Origin of the sequence: Undibacterium sp. Ren11W (assembly GCF_049340485.1) — a bacterium.
In the GTDB taxonomy this organism is placed as follows: Bacteria; Pseudomonadota; Gammaproteobacteria; order Burkholderiales; family Burkholderiaceae_D; genus Undibacterium.
In genome coordinates this window covers 138,452-154,430 of sequence record NZ_JBMPPB010000006.1, presented here as the reverse complement: position 1 = coordinate 154,430, position 15,979 = coordinate 138,452, and the positions used below count along the sequence as shown (strand labels likewise).

The following is a 15,979-nucleotide window of genomic DNA, read 5'->3' as shown; positions in this document are numbered from 1 at the left end:
TTACTCAAAAAAAGTTTTGACCTTATCCATCCAGCTCTTACTTTGCGGATTATGCTTAGCGCCACCTTCCACCGTCAAGGTTTCGAAATTACGCAATAAATCCTTCTGTTTCTCTGTCAACTTGACTGGTGTTTCTATGACTACGTGACAAAATAGATCGCCAGCATATCCAGAACGCACTCCCTTGACACCCTTGCTCCGCAAGCGGAAGGTTTTTCCAGATTGCGTTCCTTCCGGTATCGTAAAAGATGCTTTACCACTTAAAGTTGGTACTTCAATGTCACCACCAAGTGCCGCCTTAACAAAAGAAATTGGTATTTCGCAGTGCAGATCATCACCTTCGCGCTGGAATACAGTGTGCTGCTTAATGTGAATTTCCACATACAAATCACCAGGAGGTCCGCCGTTGACGCCAGGTTCACCATTTCCAGAAGAACGGATACGCATGCCATTATCGATACCAGCTGGTATTTTCACTTCCAATGTCTTGTTGCGCTTAATCCGGCCAACACCAGAACAACTGGTGCAAGGCTCGGCGATCATTTTTCCAGTGCCGTGACATTTCGGACAGGCCTGTTGAATACTAAACAAACCTTGTTGCATACGTACCTGGCCGTGCCCACCGCAAGTCGTACAAGTGACCGGGGAGGTCCCAGGCTTGGCGCCAGAGCCATGACAAGGCTCACAAGTATCCCAGCTAGGGACACGAATTGTGGTATCAAAACCGTTAGCCGCCTGCTCTAGGGATATTTCTAAGTTATAGCGCAAATCCGCGCCTCGAAATACTTGAGGTCCCGAACTACGACCGCGACCACCACCAAAAATATCGCCAAAAATATCGCCGAAAGCATCAGCAAATCCAGCTCCGCCGCCGCCACCTCCGCCGCCCATATTTGGATCTACACCAGCATGACCATAGCGATCATAGGCATCACGTTTTTGCGGATCGGAAAGCATCTCATATGCTTCTTTGACCTCTTTAAACTTATCTTCTGAGGTCTTGCTATCTGGATTACGATCCGGATGGTATTTCATCGCCAACTTACGATAAGATTTTTTTATCTCATCTTCTGAGGCATTCTTGGCTACTCCCAGAATCTCGTAAAAATCACGCTTCGCCATCTCAATTACACCCTGTTATCTCTTGCATAAATTAAGCAAAAACGCCGAGTAGAGTGTCGAATTCACGATCACACTACCCGGCGAGTCATAGCGGGACTAAGCCGCCGGACAAATTATTTAGCGTCTTTAACTTCTTTGAAGTCAGCATCAACTACATCATCATCCTTGGCTTGCGCCTCAGTTGCGCCAGCACCTGAGGCGCCAGAAGCACCCGCCGCAGCTTGCTGCGCCTGCATATCAGCATAGACTTTCTCACCTAATTTTTGTGACGCAGTAGATAAGGCAGCCAATTTTGTATCGATTTCAACCTTATCGCCCGATTTCAAAACGTCTTCTACGTCTTTAATTGCCGCTTCGATTTTTTCCTTCTCGCCAGCATCGAGCTTTTCACCATGTTCAGCCAATGCTTTTTTGGTCGAATGTATCAAAGCGTCGCCTTGATTGCGGGACTCAGCCAATTCCTTGGCTTTTTTATCTTCTTCCGCATTCAACTCAGCGTCTTTCACCATATTTTGAATTTCTTCTTCAGTCAAACCTGAGTTTGCCTTAATGGTGATTTTATTTTCTTTACCTGTGGCCTTATCTTTCGCGCCCACATGCAAGATACCGTTGGCATCAATATCAAAAGTCACTTCAATCTGTGGTGTACCACGTGCTGCTGGAGGAATTCCTTCCAGATTAAACTCACCCAAGCCCTTGTTGCCTGCAGCGATTTCGCGCTCGCCTTGGAAAACCTTAATAGTGACGGCAGGCTGATTGTCATCTGCGGTTGAGAATACCTGGCTAAACTTCGTTGGGATCGTGGTATTTTTCTGTATCATTTTGGTCATCACACCACCTTGAGTTTCTATCCCCAAAGATAAAGGCGTCACATCCAACAACAGCAGATCTTTACGGTCACCAGACAATACAGAACCTTGAATTGCAGCACCGACAGCAACCGCTTCATCTGGATTAACGTCTTTACGCGGCTCTTTACCGAAAAACTCTTTTACCAATTCTTGCACTTTAGGCATACGGGTCATGCCACCGACCAGAATGATGTCATCGATATCGGATGTCTTAACGCCTGCATCTTTAATTGCCATACGACAAGGTTCTATGGTCTTTTTGATCAATTCTTCTACCAAAGCCTCTAACTTGGCACGGGTAACTTTTAAATTCAAATGTACCGGCGCGCCATTGGCCATCGCAATATACGGCTCATTGATTTCTGTTTGCTGTGCACTAGACAATTCGATCTTCGCGCGTTCAGCAGACGCCTTGATACGTTGCAAAGCGATAGGATCTTTGGATAAGTCCAAACCATTAATCTTTTTGAATTCGTCAATGATGTAATCAATGATGCGCTGATCAAAATCTTCACCGCCTAAGAATGTATCGCCATTTGTAGACAATACTTCAAACTGCATTTCACCATCAACGTCAGCAATCTCGATGATAGATACGTCGAATGTACCGCCACCTAAGTCATAAACAGCAATCTTACGATCACCTTTTTCTTTTTTATCGAGACCAAAAGCCAATGCCGCTGCAGTAGGCTCATTAATAATACGTTTTACGTCCAAGCCAGCGATGCGACCTGCATCTTTTGTTGCTTGGCGTTGCGCATCATTAAAGTAAGCTGGAACCGTGATAACGGCTTCGGTCACTTCTTCACCCAAGTAGTCTTCTGCAGTTTTTTTCATCTTACGCAAAACTTCAGCCGAGATCTGAGGAGGCGCTAAACGCTTATCGCGCACACTCACCCATGCATCACCATTGTCTGCTTTAGAAATTGCGTAAGGCATCATGCCTATGTCTTTTTGTACTTCTTTTTCGTCGAATTTACGACCTATCAAACGCTTCACTGCGTACAAGGTGTTTTTAGGATTGGTAACTGCCTGGCGCTTGGCAGATGCGCCGACCAAAATCTCGCCATCTTCTTGATAGGCGATAATTGATGGCGTAGTACGTGCGCCTTCAGCATTTTCGATTACTTTAGGCTTGCCATTTTCCATGACAGCTACGCAAGAATTAGTTGTACCTAAATCGATACCGATCATTTTTCCCATGATATTTCCCTATAAATTTAATATTATTTTTGAATTTTTGCTGAGTCACTGGAACCCGCTTATTTCTAATATTAGGCAAGACCACCCTTTTTCAAGATAATTTTGCCTATTTTTTCGAGCTTCTTATTATTTTGCTTGCGCGACAGTGACTAAGGCGGGGCGCAACAATCTATCTGCGATGGTGTAACCTTTTTGCAAAACTACTACTACCGTATTCGCGTCTTGCTCCGCAGGAACCATGGAAACAGCCTGATGCTTGCTAGGATCAAGTTTCTCGCCCTGAGTCGGGTTAATTTCTATTAATCGGTTTTTTTCAAAAGCGGAAATAAGTTGCTTCAGCGTCATTTCGACGCCTTCCTTAATTGATTCCAGAGACGGAGTTTCAACTTTCAATGCCATTTCCAGACTATCTTTCACAGGAACCATAGCTTCGGCAAAACTCTCAATCGCAAACTTATGCGCTTTAGAAATATCTTCTTGTGCCCGGCGTCGGATATTTTCACCTTCGGCCTTAGCTCGCATGAAAGCATCTTGCAATTCCAACACCTTAGCCTCCAACTGGGCCAAAGTGTCCTTTGACACTTCTAAAACGTCAGCCATGATTTCTACGTCAGCCACGATAGCTTCAACTGGATTGGTGTTTTCCACCGGATTTTCTTGCTCTTGCATCAACAATCTCCAAAATTAAAAACATTGAGGCAGAAATGGGGGGATATTCATGTCATTTCAAGGGCTAGCCGAGAAATTCTTGAAAATTTCTAAGAGCTTTTGGCATTTACTCTCTGCTGCGCCTCCAATAAATCGATAATATGTTGGATTGACACGCTGGAATTATCAAGTTCTGGCGTAAAATTACGGGTTACTTTGTTAATTTTGATTCGCGTGAATTTCAAATTTATATAAATTCCGAGTTAATTGAATTGAGTAGCCGTCTCCTCTAACGATCGAGTACAACTTCATTAATGCTGAACTGCTCGCTATTTAGCCAAAATTCATGTTAAATTGCCTACGTGCAATTCAAAATAAAATGCAATCTGGAAATCTAATTAATTGAAACCAAAAATCATTCCTTTACGTATGATGGGTGACGATAGAGGCAGTCTTGTCGCGGTAGAAACACATCAAGACCTACCATTTGAACTTCAGCGCGTCTATTACATCTTTGGCACAAAAGAGGGTGTAGAACGAGGTTTTCATGCGCATAAAAATTTACAACAAGTTGCTGTTGCGGTGCGCGGGTCATGCACTATGGTACTGGATAATGGAGTAGAAAAAGTCGAAGTTCAATTGAACAATCCGACCCAAGGCCTATATATTGGCACCATGCTCTGGCACTTTATGAAAAATTTTACTGAAGACTGCGTATTGTTAGTATTTGCAGATCAACATTACATCGAAAGCGATTACATTCGCAATTATTCCGATTTTTTGGAGCTTTTAAGTGATACACCCAAACAGTGACGTACAAAGCACAAAAATTGGCGATCGCACACGAATCTGGCAATACGTCATCGTTTTACCCGGCGCGACGATTGGACAGGACTGCAATATTTGTTCTCACTGCCTGATAGAAAATGACGTTGTTATAGGTGATAGAGTAACCATTAAAAGTGGCGTTCAAATTTGGGATGGCGTGACAATAGAGGATGATGTTTTTGTAGGACCGAATGTAAGTTTTACAAATGATATTTTTCCAAGATCTAAGGTTTACCCTGAGTCATATTCAAAAACTAGGATCTCGAAAGGCGCTTCCATCGGAGCTAACGCAACAATTCTTCCTGGCATTACAATTGGGATTAACGCAATGATAGGCGCTGGAAGCGTGGTGACCAAAAATGTTGCCGATAACACTATTGTTGTCGGCAATCCCGCCCGCAGCACAAAAAATAAGCTTTTAAAATGACTATCCCATTTCTTGACCTAAAAACACAACATCAAGACCTTAAAATTGAATTGACTCAGGCCTTCACCGAGGTTCTTGATAAGGGCTGGTTCATTCAAGGTGATCAACTTGCTCTATTCGAACAAGAATATGCAATTTATTGCAACACAAAACATTGCGTAGGTGTTGGCAATGGCTTGGATGCCCTGCATTTGATCTTACGCGCCTACGATATTGGTGCTGGTGACGAGGTCATTGTTCCATCGAATACCTATATTGCGACCTGGCTTGCCGCATCTTATGCTGGTGCTACTCCGGTTCCGGTGGAACCAGATCTGACAACCTACAACATTTCAGCGGAACGAATAGAAGCAGCGATTACTCCGAACACCAAGGCAATCATTGCGGTTCATCTATACGGCCAAGTGGCTGACATGGATGCGATCAATAATATTGCTAACAAATACGGTCTAAAAGTTATTGAAGATGCGGCACAGTCGCAAGGATCATTGTACAAGGGCCGTTTGTCCGGAGGGCTTGGTGACGCAGCAGGACATAGCTTCTATCCAGGGAAAAACCTCGGCGCACTCGGTGATGGTGGAGCCATTACAACGAACGATGATGCCTTGGCGGACAAGCTGCGCATGTTGCGCAACTATGGATCTCAAGTTAAGTATAAAAATGAGCTGAAGGGATTTAACTCTAGACTAGATGAAATGCAAGCTGCGTTTCTCAGAGTTAAATTACATAAACTCACACTTTGGAATCAACGACGTAAAACACTGGCAGCCATTTATCAGCGAGAATTGCAGGGCATCGCATCGCTAACACTGCCATTTGTACCAGAGTGGGCCGATCCGGTGTGGCATCTATACGTAGTTCGCAGTACGCGACGTGATGAACTCCAACAGTATTTGCACGCGCATGGCATAGGCACCGTCATCCACTATCCGATTGCGCCGCATCTGCAAGGCGCGTACTCAGAACTCAATCTGGGTCCTGGTTCTTTACCGATCTCTGAAAAAATTCATGCTGAAGTGATTAGTTTGCCACTAGATCCGTATTTATCGACAGAGGATGTCACTAGCGTGATTACAGCTGTGCGTCAGTTCCACGCCTGACCGATGTATTGATGTCACTGTTACACACGAGTTTTCTCAATGCGATTGCCGTTGCTATACGTATGCTGGCAATGCTGGGATTAAACAAATTATTGGCACTGTATGTCGGTCCGGCTGGATATGCAGCAATAGGGCAGTTTCAAAATGCCGTTACCATGATCACGTCCTTTGCCAGCGGCGCGATCAACACGGGCGTCACCAAATATACTGCGGAATATCATGCTGACATCACCGCCCAGCAAAATGTGTGGCGCACCGCGGGAACCATCTCTATTCTTTGCGCAACGATTGCATCCGCAATCATCGCAGTATTCCATCAACAATTAGCATTGATTGTTTTAAAAGATGCGGAACAGAGCGGTGTTTTTCTATGGTTCTCTGCAACACTTTTGTTGTTCGTTTTAAATGCGCTGTTAATGGCAATTCTTAATGGAAAAAAAGAAGTAAGCCTGTACATCATTGCCAATATCAGCACCAGTATCGTAACTCTCCTAGCGACCTGGGCTTTAGCCCGTGCTTGGGGTTTGTATGGTGCTTTGGTAGCATTAGCGATCAACCAATCCATAGTATTTTTTATTACACTATCTCTCTGTCTACGTAGCGACTGGTTCCGAGTGCAGCATCTATTTGGACGTATCGATATAGAAATAGCCCGCAAGCTAGCCAGTTATGCCTTAATGGCAATTGTCACGGCAATTGCCATTCCATTAAGCCAGGTATTGATACGCAACCATCTGGTGTTTGCATTTGGTTGGGACAATGCCGGCCTTTGGCAGGCGGTCACCAAATTAAGTGATATGTACTTAATGCTGATCACCACCACGTTAACTGTGTATTACTTACCGCGGCTTTCTGAGATAGAAGATCGTGGTCAATTAAGACAAGAGATTGCCAAAGTTTATCGCTTTATTTTACCGATCACGATCATCGGAGCAATTGCAGTATACTTGCTGCGAAATTGGTTAATTTCATTTTTATTCACGCCTGATTTTTTGCCCATGCTCGATTTACTCGCGTGGCAACTAGCCGGTGACGTAATCAAAATCGGCAGTTGGGTCTTGGGTTTCGTTATGCTAGCGAGAGCCATGACAAAAGCTTATATTCTGACGGAAATCATTTTCAGCATTACATTAGTCGTTATTACTTATGCCTTGACACCATGGTTTGGATTGAAAGCCACGGTCATCGCTTTTTTCATCAACTATGTACTTTATTGGCTCAGTATCGCCATCATCTTAAATAAAACAGATTATCGGTAATAGGGCATGCTAACAACATACATAGAAAAATCGCAGGCCCTGATACTTCAAGCCAAAAATTTCAACGCTGCCATCAAGATGGCACGTTTTTTTGGTGAGCTTTTGTGGAAAAATAATCTTGGGCAATACCATCTAACGAGCTTAGAAAATGCGCTCGTAGAGAAATATGCCCATTTATTTGACACTGATTTCAAAATAGAGAATCGCAGCACTTACCTGCACCTCCTCACCAAAGCCTATGAGACTGGTGGGCATACTCGCATTGTCGAGCGTCTAATACACTCGGATGCCTTGAAATCTTCTGCCATTCTAGTGACCGAGAGCGTAGATCCACGTGCCTTAAAAAAACTCTCTAATGCAAAACACGGCTGTATCAGACTTGAAAAACAGGGCAATAGCCAGCTAAAAATCCAAGCGATTATTCATGAATTGGCGAAGTGTCAGGTCGCAATTTTACATTTACATCCACACGATATTGAAACGACGATTGCAGTAGCAATTGCGAAAAAAAAATTCAACATTCGCGTATTGTTTTACAACCATGCCGACCATGTTTTTTCCTTTGGTCATGGAGTGGCCGACAGGACTCTCGAACTTAGTCACTTTGGCTGGGCCTTACGTCACAAACGCGAGTCGGAAAATAAGTCCACATTTACCGGTATACCGCTGGCACTTCCAAAGAAATCGACGGTCTCTAAAATACCGGAAAGCGATGCCTATATTGCCAGTGCCGGTTCCGCCTATAAATTCAAACCTGGGCAAGGTTATTCCTTCCCGAATTTTGTAGCTAGCCTGATTGAAAAAATCCAGCTACCGTTTATCTTAATTGGAGCAGATCCCTGGAATAGCCCTTGGTGGTGGTCAATTTTTTTTCAAGAAAAATTTAAACCCAAACCTAGGTTGCAATTTGCAAATAAAATGTCGCATGAAAAATATGTGAGCTACCTGAGTAATGCCAGTGCTTATATCGACAGTTTTCCTATGACAGGTGGCACTGCTTTTCCAGAAATTCTCAGTCTCGGCGTACCCTGTTTTGGCGTATTAACTGGCGCGCATGGCTACACACCGGCAGACAGACTGAAGTCAGCAAACATGCAAAAACTGTCCGATGAGCTTTTGCACTTTTTGGCTACGCAGGAACGCCCCGGCATCAATCTCGATGAGGTGATGGAGCAGGTTTACCAAGCGCACGATACTGATAAAGTGGCGGCTAGAGTAGCGATCGCAGCGAGTGCAACAGAACTGGAAGCTCGAACCTTATGGGACAATCCAGCCGCTATAGATACTCAATTTTATGAAAAAATTTGGCGTAATCAAAAACTGTTTAGCATGCCAGTTCACACCCTCCCGAATATTCTTCTACTGCGATTGTTTATCGGCTACTGGCTAAACAGAAACAACGCAACATAGCTTGCGTACAACGCAAAAACAAGCAGCAGTCACATCACCCACTATGCCAGAGCAGATTTAGTATGATCCACGTCGCAATTATTAGTCACGGCCATGAAGACTTGTTAATTTCCAGTCAACTTGGTGGCTTGCAGAATGCACCGCAACCAGTTCGCGTGTGGGTCAAGGACAATAAGCCGTCAGCAAAACTAAAAGCCTATTGCCAGCAGCATGGCGTTACCTATACCGACAAGTGCCCCGGCTTGGGATTTGGTGAGAATAACAATTACTTGTTCGATCATGTCAAACAAGAACAGGGCTTTCAATCAGGCGACGCTTTTGTCGTCATGAACCCTGACATCACGATAGCAGCAGAAACTATATCGACGCTGATTGCACAAATGCGGCAAGACCATGTACTACTTGCCAGCATCAATCTGTTTCGAGATCCTGAGCACGAAAACCCAGACCTCAATATACGGCGCTTTCCTGATATTTGCTCTGCCTTTCGCATGCTCCTTAGTCGCTCCCTGACTCAAACCTATGACAAGAGGCAGATCACCAGCGCCTGTGAAGTTGACTGGGCATCTGGTGCCTTGCTGGCCTTTGATGCTGAGCATTACGCCAGATTAGGCGGCTTTGATACGCACTATTTTATGTACTTTGAAGACGTCGATCTTTGTTACCGTTCCAAAAAATTATTTAACTCAGGGGTGCGTTACTACCCTCAATTTAAAGCTACGCATTTGGCAGCGCGTCAGAGTAGAAATTTATTCTCGCCCCACGCATCTTGGTTTATACAGAGTTTTTTGACGTTTTTAACTCGTAGATATTTCGTCTATTCCAGACATGCGGCACGTGCTGCAATTCGATAAACGAGCATGAATACATCTAAGCAAAATGCGTCCATTTTATTGACAGGTGCCACTGGTTTTGTCGGGCAAGGCATACTCAAACAAGCCCTACTGCAATCAATAGATGTATGCTGCGTCAGCCGCAAGGCGATGCAAATGATCTCAGGCACGACCGGAAATATGCGTAATATCCTCATGCCTGAACTGGCACCCGATACCGATTGGAGTGCCGCCTTATCCGGCATCAGTACCGTAATTCATTGCGCTGCACGCGTACACGTGATGGAAGAAACAAGTGCAGATCCACTTACTCTGTTTCGGCGAGTAAATGTAGCTGCTACCTTAAACTTGGCACGGCAGGCGACGTTAGCAGGTGTGCGTCAATTTATTTTCATTAGCTCGGTGAAGGTGAATGGCGAGCAAACCACGCCTGGGCAGCCTTACACTGAAGAGTGCAGTCCCCAGCCTGAGGATGCCTATGGCATTTCCAAATATGAGGCCGAACTTGCCTTGCTAGAATTAGGGCGAAATACCGGCATGGCGATCACGATAATCCGTCCGCCTTTAGTCTATGGGCCTGGCGTGCGTGCCAACTTTTTGAGCTTACTGCAAAGTGTCAGGCGCGGGATACCATTGCCTTTGGCGAGTATTCATAACCAACGCAGTTTCATCTATCTCGATAATTTGGTGAGCCTGGTATTGTGCTGCCTGGATAATCCCAAGGCAAACAACCAGATATTTCTGGCATCGGATGGTCATGATCTTTCCACCACAGAACTACTGCAAGCTTGTGCAACAGCACTGGACGTGCCATCCCGCTTAATCCCGTTCCCAGCCAAGCTACTGAGCCTCGCCGCCAGCTTAATCGGAAAAAAATCCATGGCCGATCGGCTTTGCCAGTCCTTACAAGTTGATATCAGTAAAACCAAACAGGTCTTAGACTGGGTGCCGCCTTACACGGTAGCGCAAGGTTTATTGGCTACAGTAAAAAATATAAAGACATCATGAACTTAAAACGACTATTTGACCTGATCATCGCCCTGCTCGCTTGCAGCCTGCTACTGTTACCCATATTATTGGTGGCGTTATGCGTAAAACTGACATCGCGCGGCCCTGCCGTATATTGGTCAGACCGCGTCGGTCGTAACAACGCCATATTCCGCATGCCAAAATTTCGCAGCATGCGCATCGATACTCCCGCTGTCGCCACCCATTTATTAGGCAATCCGGATCAGTATCTGACGCCTATAGGATCTTTCCTCAGAAAATCGAGTCTAGATGAACTGCCCCAGTTATGGAGCATACTCAAGGGCGACATGAGTCTGGTCGGTCCCAGGCCCGCGCTCTATAATCAGGACGATCTGATCGCCTTGCGTACAGAAAAGCAGGTGCACCTGATCGTTCCCGGCCTAACCGGTTGGGCTCAAATCAACGGTCGCGATGAACTGCCTATCCCGGAAAAAGTCTTGCTGGATGCCTACTATCTTGAGCATCAGTCTTTCTGGCTGGATCTGCGCATCTTGCTCTTGACGTTTTTCAAAGTAATCAAACGCGATGGTGTTACACATTGATACGCATTTGTCGCGGCTTAATCGATGATTAACCGGCAAAGACACCTGTATGTCACGCAGCACACGTATAATTAAGGCAATATGATTATTGCAGCACTCGGACACCTAACACATGGAATTTCTTCTCGTACTACCGCGCTTTAAAAAGCAGCTCATCACTGCCATGGTAGATGCCATCTGTCTGCCCATTACCTTTATTCTGGCGATCTGGTTGCGCTACGACAGCTTCAATCTCGTTTTATTCTCTCAGTATTTTTGGCTGATCGCAGCGGTGCCTCTGGTGACAGTTCCGATTTTTATCCGTATCGGACTCTACCGTGCCGTCATCCGCTATATCGATCAAAAAATCATCGGTGTGGTATTGCTAGGCGTCACCCTGTCGGTACTTGGCTTGGCCTTCATCGGCATCATGACCCATATCATCGCGCCTTCGCGTGCCGTATTCGGGATTTATTGGGCTGGGGCCTTACTGTATGTCGGTGCTAGCCGTTTTCTGGCGCGCGCTTATCTGGTAGGTGTCGACCGCAATGAAGATACCGTCAAAATCGCTATTTATGGCGCTGGTCAAGCCGGTGCGCATTTGGCCACCGCACTACGCAGCAGCGGTGCCTATACCTGCGTCGCCTTCATCGATGACAATAAAAATTTGCATGGATCCTTAATTGCAGGCATCACGATTCACTCTCCCGATAAGCTTGGTGAACTGATCACACGTTTAAATATCAAGGAAGTATTACTCGCCATGCCGACCATTTCCAAAGCCCGCCAAAAACAGGTATTGGATCATTTGGAAGCCTACAAAATTCGTATCAAAGTTACCCCCTCCATCAAGAGTCTGGTCAACGGTGAATTACGCGTACAAGATATACGCGATGTAGAGATAGAAGATTTGCTTGGCCGCGATACGGTAGAGCCCGATGCACGCTTGCTAGCTGCCTGCATCACAGGCAAGAACGTGATGGTGACCGGTGCCGGAGGCTCTATTGGATCTGAGCTATGTCGCCAGATTTTAGCCCAGCGCCCAGCCCAATTGGTGCTGCTGGAGATGTCAGAGTTTGCCTTGTATGCGATAGAACAAGAACTGAGCGCATTACGCCAAAGTACCCAGATCAATTGCGAGATTATTCCCTTTCTTGGCAATATTCATGATGCCGCCAAACTAGACAAAATTTTCCGAACTTATAACATCAATACCCTGTACCATGCAGCCGCCTATAAACATGTGCCTCTGGTGGAGCATAACCCGATCGAAGGCATACGCAATAATGTGTTTGGCACTTTGCGCCTGGCACAGGCTGCGATGGCGGCGCAGGTCAATCATTTCGTTTTAATTTCTACTGATAAGGCGGTGCGCCCAACCAATGTGATGGGTGCCACCAAGCGTCTGGCTGAACTGATATTACAGGCCTGCGCGCGGCGTCAGAGTGCCACCCGTTTTTGCATGGTCAGGTTCGGCAATGTACTCGGTTCTTCCGGCTCGGTAGTGCCGCTGTTTCGCAAGCAGATTATGCAAGGCGGACCGATCACTCTGACCCACCCGGAAATCACACGTTACTTCATGACCATTCCGGAAGCGGCACAATTAGTGCTACAAGCTGGTGCCATGGGTGAAGGCGGCGACGTGTTTGTGCTCGACATGGGCGAACCGGTGCGCATCATCGATCTGGCGCGCCGCATGGTGCATCTGTGCGGACTGGAAGTAAAATCAGAAAGCACCCCAGAAGGCAGCATAGAAATCAATCATGTCGGTCTGCGCCCCGGTGAAAAACTGTATGAAGAATTGCTGATTGGTGACGACGTCGAAGGCACCAGCCACCCGCTCATCATGCGCGCCCAAGAATCAGAAATCCCCTGGGATCTGTTACAGCAATCTTTGCAACAGCTAGACGCGGCTTGCGGCGCCTTTGATCACCAGCAAGTACGCGCGCTATTGCAACAATTAGTACTCGAGTACGAGCCACAATGCGGCATAGAAGATTTCATCTGGCAGGCCAAATTGGCACCGGCCGAACAGGCGCTCGCTAGTGCCCTTCTGCATTGAGGCCCCACTAGCTCGCTCTCAGAACACCAATATTATTTCAACCTAAAATTCAACCTAAAATTCAACCCTTGGTAAACCACTATGTCCCTGCTCTCCCCTAGTATTTTTAAGGCCTACGATATCCGCGGCATTATCGGCAAAACCCTCGATGCCAAAGTCGCCTATCAAATCGGCCAGGCCTTCGGCTCGGCCGCCCTGGCAAAAGGCGAACCAACCGTGGTCATAGGTCGTGACGGTCGTCTTTCCGGCCCGGAACTGACTGCCGCGCTGGCGCAAGGTTTGCAATCGACCGGTGTGGATGTGATTGATCTGGGTATCGTCGCAACGCCTATGGTGTATTTCGGTACGCATATACTCGGTGCGGCCTCCGGCATCATGGTGACCGGCAGCCACAATCCTCCCGACTACAATGGTTTCAAGATGGTGTTGGCCGGTGAAGCGATCTATGGCGATGCGATACTGGCGCTGTATCAGCGCATCTTGCATAACGACGTCGTTACTGGCAGCGGTAGCTACCGCACGCACGATATCAAGGCCGCCTACCTGGCACGCATCGTAGATGACGTCAAACTGGCGCGTCCTTTGAAGATCGCAATTGATTGCGGCAATGGCGTGGCAGGTGCTTTCGCCGGCGAGATGTATCGCGCCATGGGTTGCGAAGTGACAGAATTGTTTTGCGAAGTCGACGGCACTTTCCCGAATCACCATCCTGATCCGGCGCATCCTGAAAACCTGCAAGACCTGATACGCTGCCTGCAAAATGGCGACGCTGAAATCGGTCTGGCCTTTGATGGTGACGGCGACCGTCTCGGCGTAGTGACTAAAGACGGCCAGATCATTTATCCGGATCGTCAATTAATGCTGTTTGCCGAAGATGTGTTAAGCCGCAATCCTGGTGCGCAGATTTTGTACGACGTTAAATGCACACGCCATATCTCGGCCTGGGTTAAGGCGCGCGGCGGTGTGCCCCTAATGTGGAAAACCGGTCACTCACTGGTGAAAGCCAAGTTGCGCGAAACCGGTTCACCACTGGGCGGTGAGATGAGCGGCCACATTTTCTTCAAAGACCGCTGGTATGGTTTTGACGATGGCATGTACGCAGGCGCGCGCCTGATGGAAATTTTGAGCAAAGTAAGCGACATGACTGCTACCCTCAATAACTTGCCGCAATCTGCCAGTACCCCAGAACTACAATTGCAATTAAGCGAAGGTGAAAATTTTGCCATCATCGCGCAGATGCAAGCCAATGCCAATTTCCCAGGTGCCGATGAAGTCATTACCATCGATGGTTTGCGAGTCGAGTATCCGGATGGTTTCGGGCTGGCCCGCTCGTCCAATACCACACCGGTGATCGTGATGCGTTTTGAAGCCGAAACACCAGCAGCGCTGGCGCGCATACAAGCAGCCATCAAGCAAGCGGTGCTGGCGGTGAAACCCGATGCAGCCTTCCCATACTAACTAGTCAGCACGTGTAAACAACATACTCCCCCCAGGTATTTTTTGAATGCGCACTAGATACGTGCGCATTCAACTAGATTTTAAATATTTTCGGGGGAGTATATGTAAATTCCTAGCATTTTTTCAGCCACCATATAGTGAAAATTCTACTTGTTCGCGTCTCGTCCTTAGGCGATGTCCTCCACAATATGCCCATCGTGGATGACCTGTTGCAGCACTACCCAGAGGCTCAGATCGATTGGGTGGTCGAGGAAGCCTATGTCAACCTGGTCAAACTCAACCCCGGCGTGCGCAAAGTGTTTCCGTTTGCCTTGCGGCGCTGGCGTAAAAATCTGGGTGATGCACTGGGCAAGCAAGAGCTACAAAATTTCTTTAAGGATTTACGCCGCGAAGAATACGATCTGGTACTGGAGACGCAAGGTTTACTGAAGACCGGTCTGATCATGGGCCTGGCGCGCATCAAAGCCGGTGGCAAAAAAGTCGGCTTGGCCAATGGTACCGAAGGCTCAGGTTATGAAGCCATCTCGCGTGTTTTTCATACCGAGAGTGTGAAAGTGAATAGCCGCACGCACGCCGTCTTGCGTGGCCGCCTGGTAGCGGCGCAAGCTTGCGGCTACCGCGTCACTACGCCGGCCAGTTTCGGTTTGCGTGGTTCAGCACTGCATCCTGCATGGATGCCAGATAAACCGTACGCGGTGTTTTTTCATGGCACCGCTGGTGCCTCTAAAAAATGGGCACGTAGCAATTGGATCAGTATCGCTCAAACACTGAAGCAAACTGGCATGCCCATCTTGCTACCGTGGGGTAATCCGGCGGAAAAAGCCGAGGCCGAGCAGATGGCGGCACAGATGCCGAACGCCAGCGTCTTGCCGCAATTAACTATGCAAGAAGCGACTGTATTAGCGCAACGCGCCGCCCTGGCGATAGGCGTCGATACCGGTTTGACACATATCGCGGCGGCCTACGAGACCCCGACCATAGAAATTTATTGCGACTCGCCACGCTGGAAAACTGAGGGCAATTGGTCGCCTAAGATTATCAATCTAGGCGACCAGGGCAAACCGGCCAGCGTAGGAGAAGTTGAACGTGCCATCCAACGCTTAATCCCGACCCAAATACCAGGCTAAATAGAAGTCTGAATAAAATAAAACGCGCTCTTCCGAGCGCGTTTTTATTCGTGTAGCCTTGGGTTTATTAGAACTTACGCTAAATTGCTCCGGCTAGGCGT

At 47.1% G+C, this 15,979-nt stretch carries 14 protein-coding genes; 11 read left to right on the top strand and 3 right to left on the bottom strand.

Going from position 1 to position 15,979, the window contains the following annotated elements; genetic code table 11:
- The 3 genes from dnaJ to grpE all read right to left on the bottom strand — a co-directional run bounded on the left by dnaJ (nt 1) and on the right by grpE (nt 3,845).
- Complete coding sequence (gene dnaJ, locus ACO0K8_RS14855) at nt 1-1,122, bottom strand: molecular chaperone DnaJ (RefSeq protein ID WP_422947441.1); 1,122 nt, start codon at nt 1,120-1,122, stop codon at nt 1-3.
- A 113-nt stretch (nt 1,123-1,235) separates the two neighbouring features.
- Nucleotides 1,236-3,176 (bottom strand): molecular chaperone DnaK, encoded by a 1,941-nt coding sequence (gene dnaK / locus ACO0K8_RS14850; protein ID WP_422947440.1) that lies wholly within the window; start codon nt 3,174-3,176, stop codon nt 1,236-1,238.
- 126 nt (nt 3,177-3,302) lie between these two features.
- A complete protein-coding gene (gene grpE, locus ACO0K8_RS14845; protein ID WP_422947439.1) occupies nt 3,303-3,845 on the bottom strand; it encodes a nucleotide exchange factor GrpE in 543 nt (180 codons plus the stop codon).
- Between the two features lie 381 nt (nt 3,846-4,226).
- Here grpE and ACO0K8_RS14840 point away from each other — a divergent pair, with 381 nt between their 5' ends.
- From ACO0K8_RS14840 to waaC, 11 genes are all read left to right on the top strand, one after another.
- The gene (locus ACO0K8_RS14840) at nt 4,227-4,637 is read left to right on the top strand and encodes a sugar 3,4-ketoisomerase (protein WP_422947438.1); all 411 of its coding nucleotides are present in this window, start codon (nt 4,227-4,229) and stop codon (nt 4,635-4,637) included.
- Nucleotides 4,618-5,079 carry an acyltransferase gene (locus ACO0K8_RS14835; RefSeq protein ID WP_422947437.1) on the top strand — a complete coding sequence of 154 codons (462 nt, stop codon included), beginning with the start codon at nt 4,618-4,620 and terminating at the stop codon, nt 5,077-5,079. The genes ACO0K8_RS14840 and ACO0K8_RS14835 overlap by 20 nt, the downstream gene beginning before the upstream one ends.
- Nucleotides 5,076-6,179, top strand: a complete 1,104-nt coding sequence (locus tag ACO0K8_RS14830) for a DegT/DnrJ/EryC1/StrS family aminotransferase (protein ID WP_422947436.1) — start codon at nt 5,076-5,078, stop codon at nt 6,177-6,179. Before ACO0K8_RS14835 ends, ACO0K8_RS14830 begins: the two co-directional genes overlap by 4 nt.
- 11 nt (nt 6,180-6,190) lie before the next feature.
- Nucleotides 6,191-7,438, top strand: coding sequence for an O-antigen translocase (locus ACO0K8_RS14825; RefSeq protein ID WP_422947435.1), 1,248 nt, complete (start codon nt 6,191-6,193; stop codon nt 7,436-7,438).
- A gap of 78 nt (nt 7,439-7,516) precedes the next feature.
- Entirely contained in the window at nt 7,517-8,848 is a 1,332-nt protein-coding gene (locus ACO0K8_RS14820; protein WP_422947434.1) for a hypothetical protein, read from the top strand.
- A gap of 62 nt (nt 8,849-8,910) precedes the next feature.
- Nucleotides 8,911-9,702 (top strand): hypothetical protein, encoded by a 792-nt coding sequence (locus tag ACO0K8_RS14815; protein WP_422947433.1) that lies wholly within the window; start codon nt 8,911-8,913, stop codon nt 9,700-9,702.
- A gap of 6 nt (nt 9,703-9,708) precedes the next feature.
- Nucleotides 9,709-10,689, top strand: coding sequence for a UDP-glucose 4-epimerase family protein (locus ACO0K8_RS14810; RefSeq protein ID WP_422947432.1), 981 nt, complete (start codon nt 9,709-9,711; stop codon nt 10,687-10,689).
- Entirely contained in the window at nt 10,686-11,252 is a 567-nt protein-coding gene (locus ACO0K8_RS14805) for a sugar transferase (protein ID WP_422947431.1), read from the top strand. Before ACO0K8_RS14810 ends, ACO0K8_RS14805 begins: the two co-directional genes overlap by 4 nt.
- Nucleotides 11,253-11,364: 112 nt before the next feature.
- Nucleotides 11,365-13,293, top strand: coding sequence for a polysaccharide biosynthesis protein (locus ACO0K8_RS14800; protein ID WP_422947430.1), 1,929 nt, complete (start codon nt 11,365-11,367; stop codon nt 13,291-13,293).
- 81 nt (nt 13,294-13,374) lie between these two features.
- Nucleotides 13,375-14,751, top strand: a complete 1,377-nt coding sequence (locus tag ACO0K8_RS14795; protein ID WP_422947429.1) for a phosphomannomutase/phosphoglucomutase — start codon at nt 13,375-13,377, stop codon at nt 14,749-14,751.
- Between the two features lie 137 nt (nt 14,752-14,888).
- Complete coding sequence (gene waaC, locus ACO0K8_RS14790; RefSeq protein ID WP_422947428.1) at nt 14,889-15,878, top strand: lipopolysaccharide heptosyltransferase I; 990 nt, start codon at nt 14,889-14,891, stop codon at nt 15,876-15,878.
- The last annotated feature ends 101 nt before the right edge of the window (nt 15,879-15,979 follow it).

What these genes read in the sequence shown, in the direction of transcription:
- dnaJ (WP_422947441.1), bottom strand. Translation starts at nt 1,122, where the DNA reads ATGGCGAAGCGTGATTTTTACGAGATTCTGGGAGTAGCCAAGAATGCC.
- ACO0K8_RS14795 (WP_422947429.1), top strand. Translation starts at nt 13,375, where the DNA reads ATGTCCCTGCTCTCCCCTAGTATTTTTAAGGCCTACGATATCCGCGGC.
- dnaK (WP_422947440.1), bottom strand. Translation starts at nt 3,176, where the DNA reads ATGGGAAAAATGATCGGTATCGATTTAGGTACAACTAATTCTTGCGTA.
- ACO0K8_RS14805 (WP_422947431.1), top strand. Translation starts at nt 10,686, where the DNA reads ATGAACTTAAAACGACTATTTGACCTGATCATCGCCCTGCTCGCTTGC.
- ACO0K8_RS14820 (WP_422947434.1), top strand. Translation starts at nt 7,517, where the DNA reads ATGGCACGTTTTTTTGGTGAGCTTTTGTGGAAAAATAATCTTGGGCAA.
- ACO0K8_RS14815 (WP_422947433.1), top strand. Translation starts at nt 8,911, where the DNA reads ATGATCCACGTCGCAATTATTAGTCACGGCCATGAAGACTTGTTAATT.
- ACO0K8_RS14810 (WP_422947432.1), top strand. Translation starts at nt 9,709, where the DNA reads ATGAATACATCTAAGCAAAATGCGTCCATTTTATTGACAGGTGCCACT.
- grpE (WP_422947439.1), bottom strand. Translation starts at nt 3,845, where the DNA reads ATGCAAGAGCAAGAAAATCCGGTGGAAAACACCAATCCAGTTGAAGCT.
- ACO0K8_RS14830 (WP_422947436.1), top strand. Translation starts at nt 5,076, where the DNA reads ATGACTATCCCATTTCTTGACCTAAAAACACAACATCAAGACCTTAAA.
- ACO0K8_RS14825 (WP_422947435.1), top strand. Translation starts at nt 6,191, where the DNA reads ATGTCACTGTTACACACGAGTTTTCTCAATGCGATTGCCGTTGCTATA.
- ACO0K8_RS14800 (WP_422947430.1), top strand. Translation starts at nt 11,365, where the DNA reads ATGGAATTTCTTCTCGTACTACCGCGCTTTAAAAAGCAGCTCATCACT.